We start from the raw sequence: 25,510 nt of genomic DNA on the forward strand, positions 1-25,510 counted from the left end.
AATGTAGCTTATGAAGATGAGTACATATAGAAAATGGGTCTTGTGCTTTTTGGGGATGAACTTGATGTTTGTCCCTTCTTTGGTTTTTGCCCAGCGCAATGATGAGGCTACCGAGCGGTTGGGCAAAGCTTTGGAGTATTTTACTTCTCAAAAATATCATGAGTGCCTGATGATTATGCAGGACTTGGAGAAGCAATATCGGCTCAATCCCAGATACAAGGCCTATTTAGGTGTCTGCTATTATTATGAATGGGATTATGAACATGCTAATAAGTATCTGACGGAGGCGATACCCCAGTTGGCTCTGTTTTCCCCTCATGAACGGTCGTTCTATTATTGGGCAAATGCAGAAAGTCTTTTCTATCTGCAGAAGTACAAGGAGGCCATCCCTATGTATGAGGCAATGTTGCCGTTGTGCTATGAGAATGAAAAGCCGGATGCCTATTACCGCTTAGGTTTCTGTCATCTGTTTATGGAAAACTGGGTGGGTGCATGGAATGAATTTCTTAAGGCTCAGGATGCTTATCAGAAATATAGGGACACACCCGACATGCAGGCCCGTATCATACAGGTCAGCCACATGTTGGATGGATTGAAGCCTAAGGTGATAGGCATTGTAATCAGCGATCTGCTGAAGTAGTTATCTCATATTGGCATCTACGAAAGAGAAAGGAAGCAGGTCCTTGATGCTTCTGAAGCAATAGATGCCCTCTGTGCCATAGAGAAGAATGCGTACTGGTTGCTTGTAGCGGTCTTCTATTTCGAGGATGACCTGACGGCAAGCTCCACATGGGGAAATCGGATCCTTGAGAAATCCGTTGGCATTTCTTGCAGCGATGGCAATGGTCTTGATGGACAATTCCGGATGGTTTGCCTGTGCTGCAAAGACTGCCGTTCTTTCAGCACAGAGTCCTGATGGGAAGGCTGCATTTTCCTGGTTGGCACCGATGACGATGCTACCGTCTTCCAGAAGACAGGAGGCTCCTACATAGAAGTGACTGTAGTTGGCGTATGAATTCTGGGTAGCAGCAATAGCTTTTTTCACCAGGTTTTGTTCTTCCTGGCTCAATTCTTCCAATTGTGCAAACTGGTATTCAATTTCAATTTTTCTTTCTTTCATAGTTCTAAGGAGTTTTGGTTTTGTAACAGATAACTGAAACCTATTTCTACTGAAAATAGGTTTCAGTTATTTTTTTATTCTTGAAGTTTATATAGAAGACTATTTGGTATAGAAATCTATTAGGTTTGTGATAGCTCTCTTGCAGACAGGGCAGAATTCTGGCGTGTCATTGATGCGCATGCGGCAATCCTGAACGCCACGATATACTCCCTTGGTGCTGTAGCCGGCACCTTCAAAGACTCCCACCTTGCTTTCTGCCACCTTGGTATTCTCTGAGAGAGGGGTAGGGATAGGTGTTCCCTTCTTAACCATGTCTTTCCACTTACTGGAGAAGTTGACCAGCGTGGTGATGTTCGGCTCCCAAGGTTCTACGTCGTGTGGATACATCGGAATCTCTTCGAAATCGTAGGCGTATTCGTCTGCGAGACCAGCAAAGGAATGCCCGAACTCATGTACTACTACTGGCTTGTACCACTTGTGGTGGGTAGAGGTCAGGTTGTATGAATTGAGGATTCCGCCTCCACCATATTTCTTGGAATTTACCAGTACAATGATATGCTCGTATGGGGTACCAGCCAACCAGTTGTGCAGGTCCTTCAGATGGAGTGTGGTCAGGTATCTGTCGCTATAGAATGTATCAAAATGAGAGTGGAGTGCAGTATTCTTCCAGATTCCTTTGGCTGGTTCGCTCGTTCCGCTTTCTTCAGATGGTGATTTTACGGCGATGACATTGAATCTGTCACGCATTTTCTTGAATGGCTCATGATTGAAGAGCGCTTCGTTGGCATCCTTTACGTCTTTGATGAAAGTGTCCATCTCTGCATCTGTGTATCCCTCTGCTACGTAAGCAATATGGATGCAGCGAGTTGTATCGGCTGCCTGCTGGATGGTTTCGTATGCTGTCGGCTTCTCTCCCTTGTGGTGGATGAGGATGTCGGTAGGCACTACCTGATGGGTGAGTGATGCAGTAACCTCACGGCGGTTGTTGAAGAGCGACAGGGTGATGTCCACCGTGTCTTTTGGCATCGGTACGAGGAATACATTCTCAAAACTCTGTGTATTCTTCTTAGCCTCCGGGTAGGAAAGCCATTCCTGGAAGAGGGTAGAGAAAGAGTTGCGATAGATGACCTCACCTGTCTTGTGGGCACGAACTGTGATTTGTCCGTTTCCTTCTACAGGCACTTCGCCCAGTCGCTGCTTTTTACCATACCAGCGGGGCATGACGTTCAGTTCATCTACTGCAATCATCTGTTGCTTTGCATTTCCTACGAAGGTATAATCTACTCGCAGGGTTTTGTCAACGAAATAGTCGTTGAAGTTTTGTGCCAGGAGTTTGCCTGGCATCATGAGCATAGCAAGAGCTGCAATGATCAGTGTTTTCTTCTTCATTTTCTTTTCTTTATTTCTTTATCTTACTTTCAGTCTGGCTCCAGGGTATATCTTGAAGTCTGGATCAAGGTGATTCTTGGAATAGAGACTCTTCAGTCTGATGCCATATTTCTGTGAAATGCTGTACATGCTCTCGCCCGGTTGTACGATATGAGGGCGTTTCTTGAACTGCTTAGGCGCTTTCTTGCGCTTTTTCTTCAGATAGATGACATCTCCCTTGTGCAGGATATCGTGTTTGTCTCTTTCATTGTACTTAGCCAATTTTCTCCAACTGATACCCACTTCCTTTCCGATGCTCTTGAAGGTTTCTCCCTCTCTGGCATACAGATAATAGTTGTCGTTGAAGATGTGGATAGGGTGCAGAAGTCCTTGTGCGTTGACCGGCTGATCTGTGCCACTATGTTCTGCCATGAATTTGTCGTAGCGTTTTGCCTTGTCATAATCATGGAGCTTGTACAGTTCGATAATCTGTATCAGTTTGTTGGCATACTGCGGATTGGTAGCATAGCCACATTGTTTCAGTCCTCTTGCCCATCCTTTGTAGTCGTTGCTGTTCAGTGAGAAAAGCCGGGCATATCGCTGTTGCCGTGCCAGAAAGCGGCTATGGTCTTCGTAGCTTTCCCTGGCATCGCTATATACACGGAAACATTCACCACGGGCGTCATCGTCGTGGTATTGCGTAGGGCCAGTCCATGAAGTGTGGCATTTGATGCCGAAATGATTATTGCCCTGTCTTACCAGACTGCTTCTGCCTGCAGCGCTCTCGAAGAGACCTTGTGCCAGCGTGATACTGGCTGGTATCCGATATTTGAGCATCTGCTCGATAGCAAGATCCTTGTACTGGTTGATATATGTCTGATAAGTCTGGTTCCACTTCATCTGTGCGCCCGAAGGAAGGGTGCAGAGCAGAAGAGCCAGACCTATGATATTTGCTTTGATTCTATTCATACTGCAAAAATATAAAAAATAGTTCATTTTCGCTTGTTTTCTCTTATTTATTTTTTATTTTTCACTTTTTGTATGCTTTTTCGATATTATTTGATTATTTTTGCAGGAAAAAAATGAGCGTTAGGATATTGATAGCTTTAGGCTCTAATCATGAGCAAGAGAAGAATGTGGCTTTCGCAATGGAGCGTCTGCACAGCTTTTTCCCCAGCATCTCCTTTTCGAGAATGTTATGGACCGAACCGATAGGCATCGCGTCTGACCGATTCGTAAATGCCCTTGCCTTAGCCGATACGGATAAGGAGCAGGAGGAAGTGGAACGGATATTGAAACAGGTAGAGAAAGAATGTGGAAGAACTCGGGAGGAAAAAATGAGGAATATCATCAGATTGGATCTCGATCTTTTGCAGTGGGGTACAGTCCGGTTGCGTGAACAGGACTGGGAAAGGGATTATATCCGCCTGTTGCTGCAGGAGATGCAATGGGCATTCTGATAATTTCACAGACTTATAGGGAGTTATAGAATACGGAATGGACGATACAATAAAAATCCTCTTGATCAGGCTGATAAAGCTGAATCAAGAGGATTTTTATATTTCACCAGCATCAGGATTTCTCCCGATGCTGGTGAGTAAAGTTATGATGTCTTATCGTTTTAATGCCTTATAAAACCGGTGTAGGGTTGTCTTTGGTGAGGTGCAGTTCTACCACCTCTCCTGTGGCAAGCGACTTCTTTACATTGATGAGTCGCTGGTTGCTGCTTCCCCTGAAAAACAGGTCCTTATCGGCGAGTGCCTTTATGAACGGACCATCTACCAGGACATCTATCTGTTCAAGCAGTGCTCTCTGTGCCGGGTTCTTCAGGAGATTCTCATATTTATAACCCGTAAAGCACCAGATATCCTTGCTGCTTTCCTTGCGGATGGCACGAGCTAACTCGGCAAATCCCTCAGCCTGAAACATCGGATCACCTCCTGAGAAGGTAACGTTGGCGAACGGATCGCTCATGATTTCCTTCAGCAGGTCTTCGGTTGATGTCATCGTACCATTGTTGATGTCCCACGACTGCGGATTATGGCATTCAGGACAATGATTGGGGCAACCTGCACAATAGATAGAGGTCCTGAAACCAGGACCATCCACCATCGTGTCGTGGATTACGCTAAGAACGCTTATCATGATTTCTTCCCAGCTTATCCTTATCTTACTTTTGTGGAGTGTCGATATGAGTTACACGGTCGTGAAGCTCAGCCAACTTGCCACTGTTCCAGCGGTCGGTAGTACCTACGAGGTAACCAGTGATGCGCTGCAACTTGTCGATGTGATGACTTCCGCACTTAGGACAAACTTCCAGATTGGCCTCTGCATTCTCGTAGCCACAGTCCAGACAGCGGTTGCGGTTGTGGTTTACAGAACCGTATCCCATATTGTACTTATCCATCATGTCAACCACACTGGCAATGACAGAAGGGTTGTGGGTAGCATCGCCGTCAATCTCAACATAGAAGATGTGTCCACCACGAGTCAGATCGTGATAAGGAGCCTCCACCTGTGCCTTCTTCATGGCAGTACACTTGTAATATACAGGTACGTGGTTTGAGTTGGTATAGTAATCTCGGTCAGTAACGCCCGGGATGATACCAAACTGCTTGCGGTCTTTCTTGGTGAACTTACCGCTCAAGCCCTCTGCTGGAGTAGCGAGGATGGAGTAGTTGTGGTGATACTGCTCGCTGTATTCGTCAGCATGTTCCTTCATGAAGGTAACAATCTTCAGACCCAATTCCTGTGCCTCTTCGCTCTCGCCGTGGTGATGACCGATGAGGGCAACCAGACATTCTGCGAGTCCGATGAAACCGATACCCAACGTTCCGTGATTGATTACGCTCTCGATGGTCTCCTCTGGCTTCAGGTTCTCGGCGCCTACCCAGAGATATTTCATCAGCAATGGGAACTGTTTAGCCATAGCGGTCTTCTGGAACTGGAAGCGCTCGTCGAGCTGCTTGGCTGTGATATCGAGGATATTGTCAAGCTTCTCGAAGAAAGTCTTGATTCGCAATTCCTTGTTCTCGATACCCATGCACTCGATGGCCAACTTTACGATATTAATCGTAGTGAAACTCAAGTTACCGCGTGCGATACTGGTCTTCTCTCCCCAACGGTCTTCGAATACACGTGTACGGCAACCCATAGTGGCGATTTCCCATTTGTAGCGCTCAGGATCGTCAGCACGCCACTTCTCGTTCTGATTGAATGTGGCATCGAGGTTGAGGAAGTTAGGGAAGAAACGGCGGGCTGTTACCTTGCAAGCCAACTGGTAGAGGTCGTAGTTGCGGTCCTCTGGCAAGAAGTTGACGCCACGTTTCTTTTTCCAGATCTGGATAGGGAAGATGGCAGTTTCGCCATTTCCTACGCCATCGTAAGTACTCTTCAGAATCTCGCGCATGATGCAACGGCCTTCAGCACTGGTATCTGTACCATAATTGATAGAAGAGAAAACCACCTGGTTACCGCCACGGGAGTGGATGGTGTTCATATTGTGGATGAAAGCCTCCATTGCCTGATGTACACGGTTTACGGTCTTGTTGATGGCGTGCTGCTCCAGGCGTGCTCTTCCCTGAAGATTGTCGAGTGGCTTCTCGATATAGTCATCGATAGGCGCCTCATAAAGATCCTTGAGATCTTCTCCAGAGAGCTTCTCCAAGTTTTTCACTTCCTCCTGGTAAGACATTCTTACGTATGGAGCCAGGTAGAAGTCGAAAGCAGGAATAGCCTGACCACCATGCATCTCGTTCTGACAGGTTTCCAGAGAGATGCAAGCCAGTACGGCTGCTGTCTCAATACGCTTGGCTGGACGGCTGGAACCATGGCCAGCTGTGAAACCATGCTTCAGGATGACGTCGAGCGGATGCTGTACGCAAGTCAGACTCTTGGTAGGATAATAATCTTTGTCGTGTATATGAATGTAGTTGTGCAGGACGGCGTCACGAACTTCCTCGCTGAGGAGGTAGTCGTCAACGAATGGTTTTGTAGTTTCAGAAGCAAATTTCATCATCATGCCGGCAGGAGTGTCGGCATTCATGTTGGCGTTTTCACGGGTGATGTCATTGTTCTTGGCATTCACGATGCTCATGAACACATCGCGTGTCTTTGCCTTGCGGGCAATGTTACGCTGGTTGCGGTATGCGATGTACTTCTGTGCCACGTCCTTGCGGGCACTCTTCATGAGCTCCATCTCGATGGCATCCTGAATGGCTTCTACGCTCATCTGGTTTTTGCCACGATAGCTTACATGATCAGTGATTTTCTCAATAAGAGTTTCATCTTCACCCTTGTCTGTGTGCAACATGGCTTTACGTATGGCAGCCATGATTTTCTGTTGATTGAAACCAACAATGCGTCCGTCACGCTTTACTACAGTTTGTATCATTTCTAGCTTTACTTTAAGATTGATATTTAATTAGCTTATTATTAACATTTTACGCAAAAAAGAGGCAGTAGGAACCTCGATTTTGACATTGCAAAGATACAAAAAATATTTGAAAGTTTTCTCTTTTGGACAACTTTTCTTTGGTTAAAAAATATTAAGTAGCTGATAATCAGGCAATTAAAAAATCGTTTTGGAAAACTTTTGTATTTTGTTGTTTTCCAAAACGATTAATTGCTTATGCATCAAAGAGTTATGCGATTTTTGCCCCGAAATGTTAATTATTGCTTATTCGGATACTTTAGTCGATAATCCCTTTATATATGGGCTTTCTGCACCTCACTTGCAGAAATCTGAGCTTATTTCTGATTCCTTTTATAGTCAAGCGCTGCACCTATTGCCGTGCAGAATTCTGAATATTTAGGTATGCGGAACCTGACATTGTAGAGTTTCTCCATGGCAGGGAATACTTCCCGGCACTGAGGCATGAGGGTCAGGTTTCCGATGAGTACGAAATCCTTGATTCCCGACTCTAAGGAGGAAAGGATTGTGGCAGAACCGATACATTGCAGTACCATCCAGATGAGGCCTTTGGCAATATCTTCGCGAGATGCGTTTGCCTTGGCGTTGCTGAACAGAGATGCCACGGCATTCATTGGCAGTCCTGGCAATGGTTTGGCACTGATATCGCCTATGAGCAGGTTGATCTTGGAAACATCACCATCTTTTGCCAGATAGGCTATCTGCTTCACGTCGTCGGTCTTGAGCATGATGCGGCTCAGTCCGGCTAAGGTGCCGCCTCCGATGCCGATACCTCCGATGTGGCGTATGTTGTCGCCTTCGCATTTTACGAGTGATGTACCCGTTCCCATGCTTACTACAATCATCCTGTCGAGCTTGCTTTCATATTTGGCACCAAGTCCGTCGGCTACGAATTCCTCGCTCTTGGAGGTAGGAAGTCCATAGATTGGCTCGTCTATATAAGCAGAGCCTACGCCGGTAAGCATCACATGTTCCACCTCAGAGAGGCTGATCTGGTTGTCGTGCAGGTATTTTCCGAATGCTCCATACAGAGATGTGATCGGGTCTGTAGCCTTGATACGGATGGGACTTACTACGATTCCGTCTTCGTCAATGCCCACAATCTTGGTGGTGGAGATACCTACGTCGATACCAATTACTATTTTTTTCATTTTAGAGATATATTGTTTTTGAGTTTTTTAGAGTACACCCATCTTACAGAAAGTGATGAGCACACCATATCCGAGAATCATACTGATGAGACCGATGGTCAGGCCAGCCTTCACCATATCGGTCTGTTGGATGAGTCCGGTAGAGTAGGCGATGGCATTTGGAGGGGTGGAAATAGGAAGCGACATGGCGCAGGAAGCAGCCACGGCTACACCTATAATAATAGTAGAGGTTCCACCGATGCTTTCGAGTGAATTGCCCATACCGGCACATACAACGGTCAGGATAGGAATCAGGAGGGCTGCAGTAGCGGTGTTGGAGATGAAGTTACTCAATGCAAAGCAGACGAGTCCTGAAACGATCATGATGACTATCGGGTTGAACGTGTCGAATGGAATACTCTTCACGGCATTCTCTGCTAACCCCGTACCATTCATGGCAAGACCCAAGGCAAAACCACCGGCTACCATCCAGATGACAGCCCAGTCGATTTCCTTCAGGTCGTCGGCTGTGAGCACACCGGTAAATGCAAATACGGCGATAGGTAACATGGCTACGGTATTGGCATTGATACCGAAATATTTCTTACCGAATACCCAGAGTACGATGGTCAGGATGAAGGTGGCTGCCACTACGATGGTACGCCAGTTGAACTGGATGTCTCCCTTGATCTGCAGTTCGATAGTCTTCTGTGAGAAAGGGAACATCTTGCGGATAATGAACCATGCCAATACCAGCATAACGAGTACCATCGGGCACATAATCATCATCCAGTCACCGAAACCGATGTCGAGATTGAGTCCGTCTGGTGCTGTAAGAACCTTGTATGCGAAAGCATTAGGAGGTGTTCCGATAGGCGTTCCCATACCGCCGAGGTTGGCTCCGATAGGGATGGCCATGGTGAGTGCTATTCTTCCCTTTCCGTTGGCAGGAAGTGCCTTGAACACAGGAGTCAGGAAGGTAAGCATCATGGCTGCGGTGGCAGTATTGGAGATAAACATGGAGAAGATGCCGGTGATGAGCATGAAGCCCAATAGTACATTTTCTGATTTCTTGCCGAAAGGAGCGATGAGGGTCTTAGCCATCAGTACATCGAGTCCACTCTTGGTGGCAGCGATGGCCATCACGAAACCACCGAGGAAGAGGATGATGGTAGGGTCGGCAAAGCAGGCCATAATACCCTGATACTCCAGGAGGTTGCCGTATTCGCCTTCGGAACCTTGCATGATATTGAAGGCCGAGTCGGATACACCGAACAGCAATACGAAGATGATGACTACTGATGTTGCCCAGGCAGGAATGGCTTCGGTGAGCCATAGCATGACCGCCATGACGAAGATGGCGATGACGCGTTGCTGAACGACTGTCAGCCCCTCGATGCCAAAGCTGTCGATGGGCAGATTCCAAACTAGTGCGGTGAGCAGGGCGGTGATGGCAAACATCAGAGCCTTCTTGCGATTGAAGTCGCTGCTCAAAACTTTTTTGACGGTTTCTTGCATTTTCTCTATGTTTTTTATGGATTTTGTTGGCAAATGTACGCAATATTTCCGACATAACAAAATATTAGATAGAAATATTCATCAAATACTGAGAAAAATTACAAAAAGTATCTTTATCTGAAAAAAAATGATGCAAAAGGTTGGTCTTTTAAAAATAAAGTATTATATTTGCGAAATCTTATAGTGAAAGATTATCTAACATAAATATTTTATACCATGACTCAAGTTACATTTGTTTTGGTTTTCTTTGTAGTGGTCATGCTGCTGGCATTTTCATTATACCACCACAAGAAGCACATAGAGTTTAAGATGTCGGACATCGAGAAGGCTGTCCGTAGTGCTTATCCTGAGGGTGTCACTTCTGTAAAGAAGGGAGACCTGGTAGTTGCTGTGAAGAAGTATTTCCATTGCAGTGCTAAGGATGCCCATTATATAATAGGTGTAGCTCGTAGAAAGAAGATCGTGGATATTGCTGCCGAGCAGGTATCATTGCATACGGAAAATTGCTCCTTAGAGGGCACAAAAATGCCATAGTCAGGGCGCAAAGTTGCCGTGCCTAAGCTATTTTCTCACCCTTCATTATCCATCATAGTCTAATGATGCGTTTTATTGAGGTCTAATGATGCGCTTTATTAGGTGCTAACGAAGCGCTTTATTAGGTGTTAATGATGCGCATCGTTAGGTGTTAATGATGCGCATCGTTAGGTCATGTAGATTTTCAACAAGTTATGTTCTTGAAAATCAGCAGATTACAGATGAAGTGTGATGGCAATATAAAGAATGAATCTTCTTTACATTAGCTTGGCTGAGGTTCTCGTATTTTCAGACGCTTCTGTTTTCTTTGAGAATATCGTAAATATGAAGAAGATGGAAAAATGTACTGGTAATCAGATAATTGTGTGTATTTTGACAGGATGATGGCGTGGAGGAAAATCTATAGTCGTACAACTATAGGTCTTGTTCCTAATAGAGAGCAGAAAATAGGGTGTTTCAGTCTCTCAATCCCCCTTGTTTTTGTCGTTAGATTCAAAACTTGTAGGTGTATGAAATATGGTTATATATTTTGACGGAAAGTTGTAGGATTTGAAGGATACTTTACCTCTGTAATAGGAAAAATCAATATGAATTATGCAATTTGCATAATTCGAAATAAATAATTATCTTTGCAGTCGAAAGTAACATTCTAAAATGGTGTGCAATATGGAGAATCCTTTTATCATAACGGGGTATATCAAGCCCGAATATTTCTGCGATAGAGAAAAGGAAGCAGAAAGAATCATCAGTAAGATAACGAGTGGCGAGAATATGGTGGTAATTATGAACTTATGGTTGAAGGAATAAATTGAATGTTTTTGAAGTGAAATCGAGATAGGACAATAGAGCCTTTTGGTATTTTTGATACTGAAAGGCTTTTTTGTATCTTAAAATGAAGAAAGTCGCTCTTTTCTTTGGCATTTCTAATTCTTTTCGTTATTTTTGTGGCGTTAATTTAAAAGAAAGGAATAAGATGGAAACGATTAATATTCAGTTTCAAGTACCTTCTACAGGTCAATATACGCTTGACGAATTTGTCGCTAAGCTCAAAGACTATGCTGAAAAATTAGCCAGTTCTATCTCCAAATCAGAAAATAGTTACCAGGAAAGATTCATGAGCCAGGCAGAGCAGGAAGCCTATGTGGCAGAAAGTCTCAACCGTGCTCTTGATGAAATGGAAGCTCATAAGAAGAATGGGACTAAGCCGATGGATGCTCGTGATTTGTTGAGAAGACTTCGGGAAGAGGAGGCGTAGTATGAAGGTTAAGATTTATACGGAAAAAGAATTTGAGCGACAACTTAGAAAGCTTTCCAAGAAATATCGTTCAATGCTTGATGACTATGATGCTTTTCTTACAGGCTTAGAACAGGATCCTTACCAAGGTACTAGTCTTGGCAAAGGTGTCAGAAAGGTAAGAATGGCAATAGCTAGTAAGGGTAAAGGTAAGAGTGGTGGTGCAAGGGTCATCACTTATAATCTTTATCAGGAAGAAGATTCCATCATCATTGATTTGTTGACAATCTATGATAAAGGAGAAATCTCTAATATCTCTGATGAGTTTATCAGTTTTTTGCTTGATAAACGTGAAAATGGACCATACGCAGAATAAGTATCATTGTCTTTCAGTATTATCTGATGCTGAAAGGCTTATAAGAAAATAAAGGTGACGCATCTCATTTGATGTGTCACCTTATTAAATTTTACTGGGGGAAAATATGATTTGCGAATTCAACAAGCAAGTGAATTATATCATATCATCAGCAGAGGAACTTTCTAAATATCTCCCCACTCTTCATCCGGCCATTCTTCTTCCCCGAAAGTGTGTTCTTTGGACCCCCAGTTATTATTTCCAGTACCGTTACCAGGATCTTTATTAGTATCGATGGAAAGACTGGCCAGAATATAAGTATCTTCTGCCAGACTCATACTCTTTACAGTTGGCTCTATATATTTTTTTTTCATGATTGATTTGATTGGTATATTTTTTCTTGTTATGATTTTATCTTCGGTTTTCTGAACTCATGATTACTTCTTGACTTTAAAACACTGATTTCCGTCCCTTAAAAGATAGATGCCTGGCTCCAGAACATCAAGAGCCTCCTGACGCTTTACCTGCTTTTTGAGCAAGATACCATTAAGATTGAGAACATCCACTAACATTGCACCGTCAGAAACAATACCCTCAATACCTGTCATTTCTCCATCAAAAGAAGCTTTCCATACTTTGGCTCCTGATACATCCACTGGTGACTGGATGAAGGAACGGAAAGGATTCATCGTGGCATAACTTGCCTTGAGTAACTCTCCATCCACACTGAATCCATAGATATTGTTCACTTCTGTGGTTTGATATACACCCACCAGATGAAAACCGCTTTCAGTAGATGTACTATTCATGGTTTCAGGAGTAGCCTTGACATTTGCCTGAGATGCATGAAGCGTACCCTCTTCAGATGCCACATAAATATATGGTGTATTACCCTCTGGAGAAGAAACCTCATCAAAAATCAGGATGCTGCCACTTTCCTTGGACAAACGATAGAACTTGCCTTTCTCTGTGGAAGGTCCGAATGGCAGACAGACGGTGGATTTCTGACCCACTTTGAATACTCTGTCAAAAACTGCCTCCTCTGCCACGAAATCCTTGCTTGAGACGAACTTCTCCTGATCAGTTATCTCCAATTTCTTACAAATACCATTCACAATCTTGTTAGAGGTATTGCTGAACTGGTCTATGGAAGCAGCACTAATGAGCTGATTCTTTACCTGCGGATAAACTACCACATTCCTTGCCTTAGCATATTTTTCGCCAGTGGCATCAAACTCCTGCGCGTTTCTTCCTTTCCAGTAATAGTCTTGTCTGAGATAAGAGTTAGCTGTCTGCTCATCTGCACTTTCTCCCACATAAGTAAGCTTGATATTCTTAATCTGATAATAAGCCTTGTCTGAGCGGATACCGATGGTGGCTGTGTTGTCTGTAACATCAAAATAGCAGGAATAGCTATTGAAACCACCATTACCTTTGCCCACTTCTTCAGATCTGCCCACATTACCATTTCCACCTACACCATAAAGAGCGATGGTAGATGCATTCGGGTTCATGTCCGTCTTTACATCTGCAGTAAGAAGATAAGCACCATTTGGCAGATTGACTTTCTGGGAAAGTTCTGCCCGCTTGATAGTACTGGCCCAGGCATTGAATGAACCATCTAAAAGTTTGGTATCGTTCCATCCATCATAAGTGTACTGGAAATCCCAATGATTAGGAATTTGCACCACTCCGCCACTTCCCTGTACTGGACGTGAGGTTGTGCCTTCGGTAAATCCCACATTTTGAATCAGTGAAGTCATGTCCGTATTTGGTGCTATTTTGCTTCCCTGATAAGTAAGGGTAATATCATCGATTCTTACGTCATTTTCCGTACCACCCTTTCCACCTGTAAATCCAAAACTGAGGTTGATGACGGATGGATGATCCAATGTAAACGTAGTTTCCTGCAACTCAGGAGCTGATGCTGCAGGTACAGTAAGCATCTGTTTCTTTCCATCCAAAACCATGTAATTCAGATTCTGTGTAGGATTGCCAACACAAGATGCATAATATTTGAGTTTGTAAATACCAGCAGGCAATGCACACTGCTTCATAATCTGAACCTTTCCTGTCCGATCCTGCCATTTTGCTCTGAGATACAGGCTCTTGCTGCTCTGAGATGAACCCTTGACATCAGACTGCTGTAATTTGATATAAAGTTTGTTACCCGCATTAGAAAACGATTCTACGTAACTGTTCCAACCTGCCTGAGGATAGATTCCGGTATATTCGCTATTGGCATTATCCTGTTGGGTTTCAAAGTCCGTGTTTTCTCCAAGTAACTTAGTCACATCCACATCCTTGCCACCTTGCTGCTGGATATAGGAATCAAAAGCTTTTTCCATGGATTGAACGGCACCCGTAACATCAGCCTCATTGCCAGCAGATTCCAATGCTTTTGATTGAGCCGTAACATCAGTACCAAGATGAGAAAGGGATTCCTGCAACTTCACCGCTACAGCGTTTGCGTCATCAGGCAACAAGTCCATCTTTCTGTCAGTGACTCCCGACATGAAATCCGATAAAAACAAGACCTGTTTCACTTCCACCACGCCCTTATTGCCTTTCATCAATACAATGTAGGCAGCACCTTTAGAAGCTGCATAACCAGAGGCTGCAGTGGTGTAGTCCTTGATACCGTTATAGGTATTTACTGAGAACTGGTGCGTATGACCAGAAAAATGAACAGGATTTCGGGTCTTACCTATGATTTCTGCGAGTTTGTCCTTCTTCTTTTTTGCCACGGCTTTTGCACTGGCTTCGGTATAAACTGCCACATCATCATGGGTTCCATAGTCTGACGCATTTGATGTCTTGATATATTTGCCCACATCATTCTGGTCAAGCCACCAGCGATCACAGTCACTACCTGCCAGGAACGGATAATGCTGCATCCATACAGATGGTTCTGTGGAATGATTGCTTACAAAATTCTCCAAGGCAGAAATCACGCCATCAGGAGCATAATATGTTGCAGAAGAAAAAAGCGAAGGGTCCTTATAAGGCTTTTGAAACCAATAGGTCTGTCCTACATAAAAGCGTACTCCGTTGAAAGTAAATGAATAAGGATTAAATTGAGTGTGCTTGGTTCCATCAGTAATCAGGCTAACATCAGTGATACCATATTTGCTTAAGTTATTTCGGTATTCAGTAATCAAATTAATGGATAGCTTATTTGAATTCATGCCACCTTCATTCCCTATACCATAGGTCAAACCCTTTTTTGGGTTTTCTCCTGTCCAATAATCAGGAACCAAATCATGATTTCCGCACATGGATATAAAAGGAATACCTGCTTCATCAAACCCTGCATGAGCAGACTTAAAGTCATTATGACTTTTGGAATTATCAGCATCCATATCTCCTGTAGAGAAAGCAATGTCACAGGTAGGAACATAACCCGGCAGAGCATCAAATCCAAAGATGGCCCCCGATTCCTTACCCATATTCACGATTTTTTCTACGTATTTCTGCATATCAGCCACCGATGTTCCGTCATGGTCATTTTGCCCAATATGCGGATCGGACAAGAATACAGCTGTAAAATACTTTCCTTCAGAGAACTTGAAACCATAAGCCTTTCCTTTGTAGAGAAAAGTTACGGACTGGTCATCCTGCAGGGAAAGTGTAGCAGGATTCGGAATAATACTGGAAGCATCCACTGGGCTGCCATCTACAGTAAAGGATGCCTTGGACATAATGGTCTTTAAGTCCGTTCCCACAGGAAACTCTACAAGCGTGCAGCCTGTACTAAGTGTTTTTGTTGATACCCCCCCCCACTAATGCTAGGGAACGACATAGTCATCTGGGCATAAGCCTGAGATACCATGGCCGTCAGCATCATGGCGATACAGAATAGTTTTCTTCTCATTTTTTTAGGTTTACAATTTAATATTTATAAGTTATTTTTATCTTGAAAAATTGAAGCGATGTCTATTTTTTTAGACTTGATAAATTATCTTCCGTTTAGTGTAGAAATACAATTATCTGCTGCAAAGGTAGAATAAAAAGATGAAACTTACAAACAAAATATAGCAAAAAAATGTAAAAACCATAGAATTTTGTGCAAAAATGCATATCTTTGTGATAAAAATGAATACAATGAATAAAGTAAAACTACCATTGCTAACTATCTTAGCAATTCCATTAACCCTTTTTGCAGGTCCACGCAGTTTTCAACAAGCCAAAAAAAATAGCAGAAAGACATGCTACAGAACATGGCATCATCAAAGATAATTCTGAGGTAACGTTAGCAAAATCTGCTAACGTTAAAGTTGGCTCACAAGTAAAATCAGTGAGCAGAGAAATTCCTGCTGATCAAACTCCTGCCTATTATGTTTTCTCCAATGGGGAAGATAGGGGATTTACCATTGTTTCGGGAGATGACTGTTTGCCGGAAATCATAGGCTATTCGGATCAAGGAACCTACAACGAAACTTCCTTGCCGAAAAATTATGTCAATTTCATGAAGGCCTATCAGAAATTGGCAGAAAAGATAACCCAAGGTGACAAACAGGCCCAGCAGGATCTTGCTGAAATCAACAGCTATCGCTCCAGCCAAACCGCTAAAGTTGCAGTAACCCCTCTACTTGGTGATATCGAGTGGAGCCAGTTTGCACCATTCAATAATATGTGTCCTCTTTACGATGGCATAAACCATGCTGCTACAGGATGCGTAGCAACTGCAATGGCACAGGTAATGGCTCACTATAAACATCCTAAGCAACTCATAGAAGATATACCAGGATATTCTAAGTCATGGAACGGATATGAGACTACAATTCCTGCTATCAGCAAAGTAGAAGGAACGTATGATTGGGACAATATTTTGCCCAAATATACCAATGGACAGTTTGATCAGACACAAGCCGATGCCGTAGCTAAATTGGTTTATCACTGCGGTGCAGCCCTGCAGATGGGCTATGGAAGCGTATCGGGTTCTTTTGCTTCACCTATTCCTTTTGCTAAATATTTTGGCTACGATGCAGATCTGATGCAGAAAGTTTTCCGCTACTCATTTACGTTAACTGAATGGATTCAAATGATAGACAATGAACTCTCTGCCGGGCGACCGATTCTTTATTCCGGAACATCTTCCCAAGAAGGCGGCCATGAGTTTGTATGCGATGGATCAGATGGCAATGGACTCTATCATATCAACTGGGGATGGGGCGGACAGCAGAATGGATATTTTGACCTGACGATTCTCAATCCTTACCAGGAAGGAGAAAACTCAAGTAATGCTGCTGACGACTACAATGTAGGATGCGGTATGCTGATTGGTATTACACCAGACAATGGCCAGAAAGATAATGCACTGGTAAATGTTCCTTCCGTCGTAATGACCTACGATCAGAATAACAGCAAATTAGAACTTGCCAAGGCAAGTCGCACGAGTGCATCAGAAACTTTCAGCTTAAAAATCTCCAACGATTTTACAAACCAATCCCTAAATGATGTCTATGGCATCAGACTGAAATTTGGTATCAAAAAAGCTGATGGCACTTATCAGCCTATCGGTAAATATTCATCAAGATTAAATATGGCAGCACTTGGCTCTGATGGCTCTTTCTCTATAGGACAAGTTAGAGATTTAGCCGTGGATTATGCATTTCCAATAGGACAAACTACCATTTATGCCATTTATAGTACCAATGGATACACATGGCTTCCATGTGCCTATAAGGGAATGCAACCTTACGTAGTGGAAGCTATGGAAACGACTCTTTCTATCGTACAAACCCAACTGAATTCGGAAGTTTCAGCAGAAGGCAATCTGACAAGTGGCGTAAAGAGTATATTTGATGTGTCTGTAACCAATGAAGGTGACCAGGAATACCTTGGTTATCTGGACATATATTCCAGCATGACTTCCAATAAACCAGAAAACGCAGATGAGAAACTGTATGTTGCAGTACCAGCTCATTCCACGATTTCAAGAAAGATAGAACTGACACCTTCAGGAAAGAATTTCTATCTGTGGATTACTGATTATAAGGGAAATATACTGGTAGATGGCAAGCAGTTTACACTGAACACCTCTTCCGAGCCTGTACTTTCCATCGTTAAAACCTGGAACAATGCTACTCCCGATGCATACGAAACAGAAAATGCCTACTATGGAAAAGACAGGGTAAAAGCGCCGAGAGTGGATGACGACAAGGTAATATTCTCTTATGAAATACAAAACGACGGCGGATCAACAACCTTGCAATGCGGCATAGGTGTAAATAATATGTATCCTTCTGAAATGCAAACCATCCATATTCCAGGAGAAGGTCAGGTTACCACTATTACCAGAGCCATTTCACCAAACGAAGCGGGAAGTAAAAACATTATATCTGAACTTTGGACATACGATGAAACCGGCATGAATACCATTACTATTCCTACATCATTGCCAAGCTATAAACTTTGGTGTGTGGATGAAGCAAGCAGCTATACGCTCAGCGCACTCAAGATGGTAGTATATGTGGCAGGTAAACCTGCTGGGACAGTCCTACATCTGCCTGCTATAAGCAATGGAAAATTCTATGCCACCTACAGTAACCTGAAGCAGGACATCCAAATCATAGCTGCCAGTGGTGAAGAAGTTAAGGTCTATACACTTGGAGTAGAGAATGGAAAGATTCTGAAAAGAACAGAACGTATAGATGGTAAGATTTCCAAGGGCGAAGGTGTACTCATCGAATCTACTTCATCTGAAGTCACAGCTACGGTTCTTTCCACCGAAGTGGAGAAAGCGGCAGGTAATTGTCTGGTTGCCTCAGAAAATATCAGCTGGGATGCTGGATACAAATATTATCGCATGACCTATTCAGATGCAGCAACCCAAAAGGGACTTGGCTTTTATTGGGGATCCAACGATGGAGGAAAATTTGGTTTTACTGTAAAACCTGGCATTGCCATCCTGAAAGTTTCAGATCAAATAGCATCTGCCAAAGGATTCTCATTGGACTTTACCGAAACCACAGGTCTGATGGGTATTTCGAACAAAGATAAGAATCTGCAAGAGAAAGGTATCATCTACAACCTGAACGGACAGCGGGTAAGCAGTCCATTCAAGGGAATATATATCAGAAATGGCAAAAAGTTCATTATTAAATAAGCAAAATCATCAAATAAAAAATTGAAATGAAAAAAGCATATAAAACTCCATCCATCAAAAAGCAGATGGTGAATATAGATTCCCTGTTGTCTGGAAGTGGTGGCGGTGTAGGAAATGGCGATGAAATAAATCACTTTAATCCTGACAACACAGAAGCCTTCTCTAAACGGCATCATAGTCTTTGGGAAGAAGAGGATTAAATATTAAAAAGCCCTCGATGCCAAAGCACCGAAGGCAAGCCTATCTGTCACGTCCAGCCTCTGTGAAGAGACAAAAACTAACTGAATAGCACATAATAACAATGCCATATTCTCGTGTATATAGATTTTCTTGATGTTAAAGCAATAATTGTCGGCAAAGATACAAAGAATACCTTTAACAGCTAATCTTTTTATTGCAAATAGTGATGCTGAGCGATATGGCTGCCAAGACTGCTCCTACTGCACATACACCCATCCAGCCTTCATGTGTCCAGGCTAATCCGGCACAATATGTGCCAAAGGAGCCACCAATAAAATAGGTGGTCATGAAAATGGTGTTGGCCCTGTTTGATGCTTCAGGCATTTCCTGAATGCAACCACTCTGATTACTTAGTTGCAGACATTGTAAACCGATGTCAACCAGAATAATAGCCACAATAAGTCCCATATAGGTATCGCCAAAGAGATAAGCTGTGGTCCATGCTACAAGTTGCAGGCAGGCACCATAAAGGCTTAACTTTCTAATGCCCCATTGGTTCACAAGTTTACCCAATCCGCTTGCTGCTAATGCTCCAGCTATACCGCACATACCTAAGGTGCCCACCATCTCGCTACCCGAAAAGAATGGGGTTTGTGCCAAGCGAAAGGCGAGACAAGACCAGATAGCCATCATACTACCAAAACTGAAAGCTGCACGGATGGCATAGAGACGTATGCGAGCATTGCTTGCTACAATGTGGAAGACACTTTTCATCAGCCCCCTATATGTTCCTACATAGTTGCTGTCTATCTGCGGCATAATCTTGAGCGTGAGAATCAGGCAGACTATCATGATGAGGGCTGCTATGATAAACATCTCGCGCCAGCCCAACCATTCGCCCACGTAACCGCTGACCACTCTGGAGGCAAGAATGCCCGTAAGCAGTCCCGACAGGACAATGCCCATGTTTCTGCCTTTATTTTTCTTTTCGGAATATTGTCCTGCTATAGGAATGAAGAATTGTGGAATGACTGAGCAGGCTCCCAGCAGGAGAGAGGCACCCCAAACAATCCATACCCTTTGGGAAAAAGCTATGAAAACGGCCATGACGGCTGCTACGGACATATTGATGACGATGATGCGGCGACGCGAGTAGAGGTCACCCATAGGAATCAGGAAACATAAGCCCAGCGCATAGCCTATCTGTGTGACAACGGTTATGAGATTAGCATCATGCTGACTCACGCCCATGTCATGGCGAATCATCTCTAAGAGCGGTTGATTATAGTAGCAGTTTGCTACTGTGAGGCCCGCTATAACAGCCATCGTCAGCAACAAACTGCGCTCTATTCCTTTGTTTTCTTTCAATTGTTTCATTCTGCTAATCAATCTTTATAATCCACTTTGATGACAAGTACTCTGATGTCTTGATTGTCGGTATCATTGGCTACTTTGGCGATGTGCCAGTCGCGAGGGAAAAAGATGAAGAATTCATCTGGAGTGCTGTCGTAGAACTTGGTACGGCACTTCTTGTAGTCGTAATGAATGACATCAGGACGGTACTTGCAGTTGGGCGTACTGGTATAGTGGTCGATGATGCCGAAACGCTCCACGCCCTTGACGACATACTGGAAATCAATGTGATGGTTGTGGCTTTCAGAACCGCGCTTTTCCAACGGATCGTTCTTGCTGTCCTCTACGCTGATGGTGAGTGATGAACCAGGAATCTTGTGCTTGCCGCCAGGAATACTGAGCAAATCGGTCTTGGCAAGGTAGTCGAAGAGAGCTTTCCACTGTTCTGGATTCTTCTGATACTGGAGATAGAAATCCACGAGATTGACGCTGTGATGAGGGCGGGCTTTGGTAAAGCCATTTTGCCAGGTACCAGATGCAGCCCATGCCTCTGCCTCCTTGATGAGTTGAGGGTTGTTGCCGTAATACTGGGTATAATAACCTTTTGCATTCTTGCTGCATGAAGACTGGGGCTTACAGCAGGCTTTCTTGTTTTCCTGTGCTACCATTGCCAATGAAGAAGAGAGCAATAGAGCAATTCCAAAAATGATTTTTTTCATTGTCGTTTTGTTGATTATGTTGATTTGTCTTAATCGTTGCAAAGGTACATCAAAATCATGAGATGACCAAGCAAAAATTGCAAAAAAAAATGTGCTTATTCCCAATAGGTGAGATAAGCACATTTTCTATAGGTTTACTGGTTCTTTCTGTTCATTTTCTAAAGAATCAGTTGCAAGACTTACTTCTGAAGAGGAATCTTCTTGACACGACGCTCGTGGCGGCCACCTTCAAAGGAAGCAGAGAAGAACTCGTCCATGATAGCCTCTGCAGTCTTGTTGTCGATGAAACGGCCTGGAAGTACCAAGACATTAGCATCATTATGCTGACGGATGAGATGAGCAATCTCCTTGTTCCATGCCAAACCAGCACGTACACCCTGATGCTTGTTCAAGGTCATGGAGATACCCTCGCCACTACCGCAGATACCGATACCAGGATAAACCTCGCCACTCTCGATACCCTCACCAAGTGCATGACCGAAGTCTGGGTAGTCAACGCTTTCGTCGCTATATGTACCATAATCCTTTACAGGATAACCTTTCTTCTCCAAATACTGCAATACAAATTGTTTCATTGGGAAACCTGCGTGATCGCATGCAACTCCTACTGTCTTTACTTCCATAATCGTTAAAATTTAAAGGTTAGAACTTATTTATATGAAAAAAAGGAGTCAGGTGAAGGAGAAAAAGGGTAGTCTGAAACCCTCCAACTCCTTCACTTCTTACTCCTTTTTGTATTCTTTATGCCTCAGCCAAGAATGCCTTTACCTGCTTGTAAACATTCTCGCCTGTGTAACCGAGTTTCTCATCGAGTACCTTGTAAGGAGCAGAGAAACCGAAGCTCTCCATACCCCAAACCTTACCGTTGGCGCCTACGAGACCCTCGAGAGTTACAGGAAGACCGGCAGTCATACCGAAGATCTTAGCGTTCTTTGGCAATACGCTCTCCTGATACTCCTTGCTCTGACCACGGAACAAACCCTCAGATGGAGCACTTACCACGCGAACCTTGATGCCGTCGGCACGCAAAGCCTCGCAACCAGCCTCCAATGTAGAAACCTCAGAACCGCTTGCTACGAGGATAACGTCTGGATTCTCGTCGCTGCCTGCTACGATGTAAGCACCCTTAGCAGCCTGCTCGTAATCTGTTCCCTCTGGCAACTTAGCGATGCCCTGGCGAGAGAAGATCAAAGCTGTAGGAGTCTCAACATTCTCCATAGCGAGCTTCCAGCAAACGGTAGTCTCGTCAGCATCAGCAGGACGGAATACGCGAACGCTATCCTTGCCAGCGTGGTTCTTCAACTTCTCCATCAAGCGGATCTGTGCCTCCTGCTCAACTGGCTCGTGAGTAGGTCCATCCTCACCAACGCGGAATGCATCGTGAGTCCAGATAAACTTAACAGGAACCTGCATCAGGGCAGCGATACGAACAGCTGGCTTCATATAATCAGAGAATACGAAGAATGTACCCATTGCTGCAACCACACCACCGTGGAGCATCATACCGATACACATATCAGCCATTGTCAACTCAGCAACACCTGCCTGGAAGAAAGCACCTGAGAAATCACCACGAACGATGCTCTTGGTCTTCTTCAAGAAACCATCTGTCTTATCTGAGTTAGAAAGGTCAGCAGATGCACAGATCATGTTAGGAACCTGCTCTGCCAAAACACCGAGACAAGCAGCAGATGCAGCACGTGTAGCTGAACCAGCCTTCTGCTCAACCTTGCTCCAATCTACCTTAGGAGCCTTGCCGCTGAACCACTCATCCATCTGAGCAGCCTTCTCTGGGTTAGCCTTGCGCCACTCAGCCTCTGCAGCCTTGCGCTCAGCAACGATCTTCTTCAACTCCTCAGCACGCTTAGCGTAGATTTCCTTCACATCGTCGAAGATAACGAATGCATTTTCTGGATCACCACCGAGGTGCTTGATAGTATTTACGTAAGCATCGCCACCGAGAGGAGCACCGTGAGTATTGATGCAAGCCTCGTAGCTTGTGCCATCAGCACGGAGGGCACCCTTGCCCATTACGGTCTTACCGATGATGAGGGTAGGGCGATCCTGCTCCTTCTGGGCAGCATCGAGCGCCTCACGGATCTGAGCCACGTCGTTACCATTGATCTTGATGACATTCCAGCCCCAAGCCTTGTACTTCATCTCTGTATCCTCGTTCATGACAACACCACACTCTGTAGAGAGCTGGATGTCGTTAGAATCGTAGAACATGATAAGGTTGTTCAAACCGAGGTTACCAGCGATACGACCAACACCCTGAGAGATTTCCTCCTCTACAGCACCATCAGAAATGTATGCATAAATCTTGTGCTGCATCATAGTAGAACCCAGACGAGCCTCGAGGAACTTCTCTGCAACAGCTGCACCAGCTGCGAGGGCGTGACCCTGACCGAGAGGACCTGATGAGTTCTCAATACCACGCTCAAGGTCGAGCTCTGGGTGACCTGGAGTTACTGAACCCCACTGGCGGAACTGCTTGAGGTCTTCCATTGAGAAGAAACCACGCAAAGCCAAACCAGCATAGAGCATTGGGCTCATGTGACCTGGGTCGAGGAAGAAGCGGTCACGACCAGTCCATGTTGGATCTGCTGGATCATATACCAAGTACTCTGAGAAGAGCACGTTGATGAAGTCAGAACCACCCATAGCACCACCTGGGTGACCTGAGTTTGCCTTTTCTACCATTGAAGCAGCCAAGATGCGGATATTATCTGCTGCATGATTCATTACTTTAATGTCGTTCATAATAGAATTATAATTTTTATGTGTTAAAACTTCTGCTGAAACTATAGGTTCCAGAGCCTTTTAATGAAAAAACAGGCTCTGGCCTTTTTATACCCTACAAAAATACTATTTTATTTTTAAAACAACAATAGATTTTGCAGGAATCTTTACTTTTAGGGCGTTTTTCTTCAATTTCGCGTCCTTAAATGTGGTTGGCTTCACTACTTCTGGATGTTCGAAGTCATTGAAGTCGCTTACTTTCTTGCAAGTGAGAATTTTACCTGCCACGGTTTTTGCCTGTACTCCGTCGAGGGCAAATTCTATCTCCTGAGCCTTGTCCAGGCTTACGTTGGCAAGTGAAACGACGATGGTTCCGTCTGTCTTCTTGGCTGCTGAAGTGGAAACTACAGGAATCTTGCGACCATTCTTGGCATGGCTGTCACCACGAACGTCCATAGAATCACATTTCACATCCATCGGAAGGTAGGTTGCTTCCTGGAAATCCTTATACATATTGAATACGTGGTAGGTCGGAGTGAGTACCATGTGACCTGTACCCTTCGTATCTGTCAGGATCATTGATTGGAGAACGTTGACTACCTGGGCGATATTGGTCATGCGGATTCGGTCGCAATGACGATGAAAAACATTCAGAGAGAGCGCTGCTACAAAGGCATCGCGCATACTGTTCTGCTGATAGAGATGGCCCTTGATTGTGCCCGGTTCCTCATCCCACCAGGTTCCCCACTCATCGACCAGAAGACCAATTTGCTTTTTAGGGTCAGCCTTGTCCATGATGGCCTCGTGCTTTTTGATGACATCCTCGATGCCAAGACACTTGCCCATGGTCCAATAGAAATCATCGTTATTAAATTTGGTAGCAGAGCCTTTGCTGCCACTCCAACCTGTGACGGTATAATAATGAAGTGAGATTCCGTTGGCACGATGACCAACACGGTCCATCAAGACTTTGGTCCAGTTGTAATCGTAGTCGCTGGCACCTGATGCAATCTTGTAGAGTTCGTTGCCATCATAATTGCGGCAATATACAGAGTAGCGGCGGTAGAGGTCTGAGTAGTACTCTGGGCGCATGTTTCCACCGCATCCCCAACTCTCGTTGCCCACTCCGAGGTATTTTACTTTCCAGGCTTTATCGCGACCGTTCTGGCGGCGGAGTTTTGCCATTGGAGTATCACCATCGCTGGTCATGTATTCTACCCACTTTGCTAATTCCTCGACCGTACCCGAACCAACGTTTCCGCTGATATAAGGTTCGCAGCCGATCATCTCGCAGAGATTCAGAAACTCGTGTGTACCGAAAGAATTGTCCTCGATGGTTCCACCCCAGTTGTTGTTTTGCATCTTAGGGCGTTTCTCACGTGGACCGATACCATCCATCCAGTGATATTCATCAGCGAAGCATCCTCCTGGCCATCTCAATACAGGAACCTTCAGGTCCTTCAAGGCTTGGAGTACGTCGTTACGATAACCCTGAGTGTTGGGAATCTTAGAATCAGGACCCACCCAAAGTCCACCATAGATACAGCTACCGAGATGCTCGGCAAACTGACCGTAGATTTCCTTGTAAATCTTCTGGGTGCCCTGATTGGCATGTATGGTACCTGTCACATCCTGAGCCTGGGCAGAGAACGCAACGGCTGTTGATAATAACGTGGTTGCAATAAGTCTGTTCATCATCGTTTTTTTGTTTTAA

The 25,510-nt window shown here is 44.3% G+C and carries 22 protein-coding genes; 8 read left to right on the forward strand and 14 right to left on the reverse strand.

Going from position 1 to position 25,510, the window contains the following annotated elements; all coding sequences use genetic code 11:
• Positions 1-16 precede the first annotated feature (16 nt).
• On the forward strand, positions 17-640 hold the full coding sequence (locus EXN75_RS08860; RefSeq protein WP_134843524.1) for a tetratricopeptide repeat protein: 624 nt from the start codon (positions 17-19) through the stop codon (positions 638-640).
• Here EXN75_RS08860 and cdd read toward each other — a convergent pair whose 3' ends face one another.
• The 3 genes from cdd to EXN75_RS08875 form a co-directional block, all read right to left on the reverse strand.
• On the reverse strand, positions 641-1,120 hold the full coding sequence (cdd, locus tag EXN75_RS08865; RefSeq protein ID WP_134843525.1) for a cytidine deaminase: 480 nt from the start codon (positions 1,118-1,120) through the stop codon (positions 641-643).
• Between the two features lie 99 nt (positions 1,121-1,219).
• Positions 1,220-2,509, reverse strand: coding sequence for a M64 family metallopeptidase (locus tag EXN75_RS08870; RefSeq protein ID WP_118117140.1), 1,290 nt, complete (start codon positions 2,507-2,509; stop codon positions 1,220-1,222).
• Between the two features lie 18 nt (positions 2,510-2,527).
• Complete coding sequence (locus tag EXN75_RS08875) at positions 2,528-3,457, reverse strand: glucosaminidase domain-containing protein (protein ID WP_134843526.1); 930 nt, start codon at positions 3,455-3,457, stop codon at positions 2,528-2,530.
• Between the two features lie 113 nt (positions 3,458-3,570).
• On the opposite strand from EXN75_RS08875, the gene EXN75_RS08880 reads away from it, so the two are divergent.
• Positions 3,571-3,948: a 2-amino-4-hydroxy-6-hydroxymethyldihydropteridine diphosphokinase gene (locus EXN75_RS08880; RefSeq protein ID WP_134843527.1), complete on the forward strand. Its 378-nt coding sequence runs from the start codon at positions 3,571-3,573 to the stop codon at positions 3,946-3,948.
• A gap of 169 nt (positions 3,949-4,117) precedes the next feature.
• On the opposite strand, the gene nrdG is transcribed toward EXN75_RS08880, so the two are convergent.
• The 4 genes from nrdG to EXN75_RS08900 all read right to left on the reverse strand — a co-directional run bounded on the left by nrdG (position 4,118) and on the right by EXN75_RS08900 (position 9,568).
• Positions 4,118-4,633 (reverse strand): anaerobic ribonucleoside-triphosphate reductase activating protein, encoded by a 516-nt coding sequence (gene nrdG, locus EXN75_RS08885; RefSeq protein ID WP_118117143.1) that lies wholly within the window; start codon positions 4,631-4,633, stop codon positions 4,118-4,120.
• Positions 4,634-4,658: 25 nt separating this feature from the next.
• Positions 4,659-6,881 (reverse strand): anaerobic ribonucleoside triphosphate reductase, encoded by a 2,223-nt coding sequence (locus tag EXN75_RS08890; protein WP_134843528.1) that lies wholly within the window; start codon positions 6,879-6,881, stop codon positions 4,659-4,661.
• 356 nt (positions 6,882-7,237) lie between these two features.
• Positions 7,238-8,071: a type II pantothenate kinase gene (gene coaW, locus EXN75_RS08895; protein WP_134843529.1), complete on the reverse strand. Its 834-nt coding sequence runs from the start codon at positions 8,069-8,071 to the stop codon at positions 7,238-7,240.
• Positions 8,072-8,098: 27 nt separating this feature from the next.
• Positions 8,099-9,568: an SLC13 family permease gene (locus tag EXN75_RS08900; RefSeq protein WP_134843530.1), complete on the reverse strand. Its 1,470-nt coding sequence runs from the start codon at positions 9,566-9,568 to the stop codon at positions 8,099-8,101.
• A 216-nt stretch (positions 9,569-9,784) separates the two neighbouring features.
• Here EXN75_RS08900 and EXN75_RS08905 point away from each other — a divergent pair, with 216 nt between their 5' ends.
• The 4 genes from EXN75_RS08905 to EXN75_RS08915 all read left to right on the forward strand — a co-directional run bounded on the left by EXN75_RS08905 (position 9,785) and on the right by EXN75_RS08915 (position 11,712).
• Complete coding sequence (locus EXN75_RS08905; RefSeq protein WP_022110279.1) at positions 9,785-10,102, forward strand: hypothetical protein; 318 nt, start codon at positions 9,785-9,787, stop codon at positions 10,100-10,102.
• A 666-nt stretch (positions 10,103-10,768) separates the two neighbouring features.
• Complete coding sequence (locus EXN75_RS17675; protein WP_167639481.1) at positions 10,769-10,909, forward strand: hypothetical protein; 141 nt, start codon at positions 10,769-10,771, stop codon at positions 10,907-10,909.
• Positions 10,910-11,075: 166 nt separating this feature from the next.
• Positions 11,076-11,357, forward strand: a complete 282-nt coding sequence (locus EXN75_RS08910; protein WP_134843531.1) for a hypothetical protein — start codon at positions 11,076-11,078, stop codon at positions 11,355-11,357.
• 1 nt (position 11,358) lies between these two features.
• The gene (locus EXN75_RS08915) at positions 11,359-11,712 is read left to right on the forward strand and encodes a type II toxin-antitoxin system RelE/ParE family toxin (protein WP_134843532.1); all 354 of its coding nucleotides are present in this window, start codon (positions 11,359-11,361) and stop codon (positions 11,710-11,712) included.
• A 164-nt stretch (positions 11,713-11,876) separates the two neighbouring features.
• Here the strand turns inward: EXN75_RS08915 and EXN75_RS08920 are convergent, their stop codons facing one another.
• Both EXN75_RS08920 and EXN75_RS08925 read right to left on the reverse strand, forming a co-directional pair.
• Positions 11,877-12,065 (reverse strand): hypothetical protein, encoded by a 189-nt coding sequence (locus tag EXN75_RS08920; protein WP_134843533.1) that lies wholly within the window; start codon positions 12,063-12,065, stop codon positions 11,877-11,879.
• A 63-nt stretch (positions 12,066-12,128) separates the two neighbouring features.
• Entirely contained in the window at positions 12,129-15,416 is a 3,288-nt protein-coding gene (locus EXN75_RS08925; RefSeq protein ID WP_134843534.1) for a metallophosphoesterase family protein, read from the reverse strand.
• 434 nt (positions 15,417-15,850) lie between these two features.
• On the opposite strand from EXN75_RS08925, the gene EXN75_RS08930 reads away from it, so the two are divergent.
• On the forward strand, positions 15,851-18,802 hold the full coding sequence (locus tag EXN75_RS08930; RefSeq protein WP_134843535.1) for a C10 family peptidase: 2,952 nt from the start codon (positions 15,851-15,853) through the stop codon (positions 18,800-18,802).
• A gap of 26 nt (positions 18,803-18,828) precedes the next feature.
• The gene (locus tag EXN75_RS17680; RefSeq protein WP_167639482.1) at positions 18,829-19,002 is read left to right on the forward strand and encodes a hypothetical protein; all 174 of its coding nucleotides are present in this window, start codon (positions 18,829-18,831) and stop codon (positions 19,000-19,002) included.
• A 175-nt stretch (positions 19,003-19,177) separates the two neighbouring features.
• On the opposite strand, the gene EXN75_RS08935 is transcribed toward EXN75_RS17680, so the two are convergent.
• The 5 genes from EXN75_RS08935 to EXN75_RS08955 all read right to left on the reverse strand — a co-directional run bounded on the left by EXN75_RS08935 (position 19,178) and on the right by EXN75_RS08955 (position 25,494).
• Positions 19,178-20,359: an MFS transporter gene (locus EXN75_RS08935; RefSeq protein WP_134843536.1), complete on the reverse strand. Its 1,182-nt coding sequence runs from the start codon at positions 20,357-20,359 to the stop codon at positions 19,178-19,180.
• An 8-nt stretch (positions 20,360-20,367) separates the two neighbouring features.
• Entirely contained in the window at positions 20,368-21,003 is a 636-nt protein-coding gene (locus tag EXN75_RS08940; RefSeq protein WP_408005944.1) for a YhcH/YjgK/YiaL family protein, read from the reverse strand.
• Between the two features lie 230 nt (positions 21,004-21,233).
• A complete protein-coding gene (gene rpiB, locus EXN75_RS08945) occupies positions 21,234-21,677 on the reverse strand; it encodes a ribose 5-phosphate isomerase B (RefSeq protein ID WP_118119112.1) in 444 nt (147 codons plus the stop codon).
• A 118-nt stretch (positions 21,678-21,795) separates the two neighbouring features.
• Complete coding sequence (locus EXN75_RS08950; protein WP_134843538.1) at positions 21,796-23,817, reverse strand: transketolase family protein; 2,022 nt, start codon at positions 23,815-23,817, stop codon at positions 21,796-21,798.
• Positions 23,818-23,922: 105 nt separating this feature from the next.
• Positions 23,923-25,494 carry an alpha-N-arabinofuranosidase gene (locus tag EXN75_RS08955; RefSeq protein ID WP_134843539.1) on the reverse strand — a complete coding sequence of 524 codons (1,572 nt, stop codon included), beginning with the start codon at positions 25,492-25,494 and terminating at the stop codon, positions 23,923-23,925.
• Positions 25,495-25,510 lie beyond the last annotated feature (16 nt).

This window comes from Segatella hominis, from assembly GCF_004535825.1.
In the GTDB taxonomy this organism is placed as follows: domain Bacteria; phylum Bacteroidota; class Bacteroidia; order Bacteroidales; family Bacteroidaceae; genus Prevotella; species Prevotella hominis.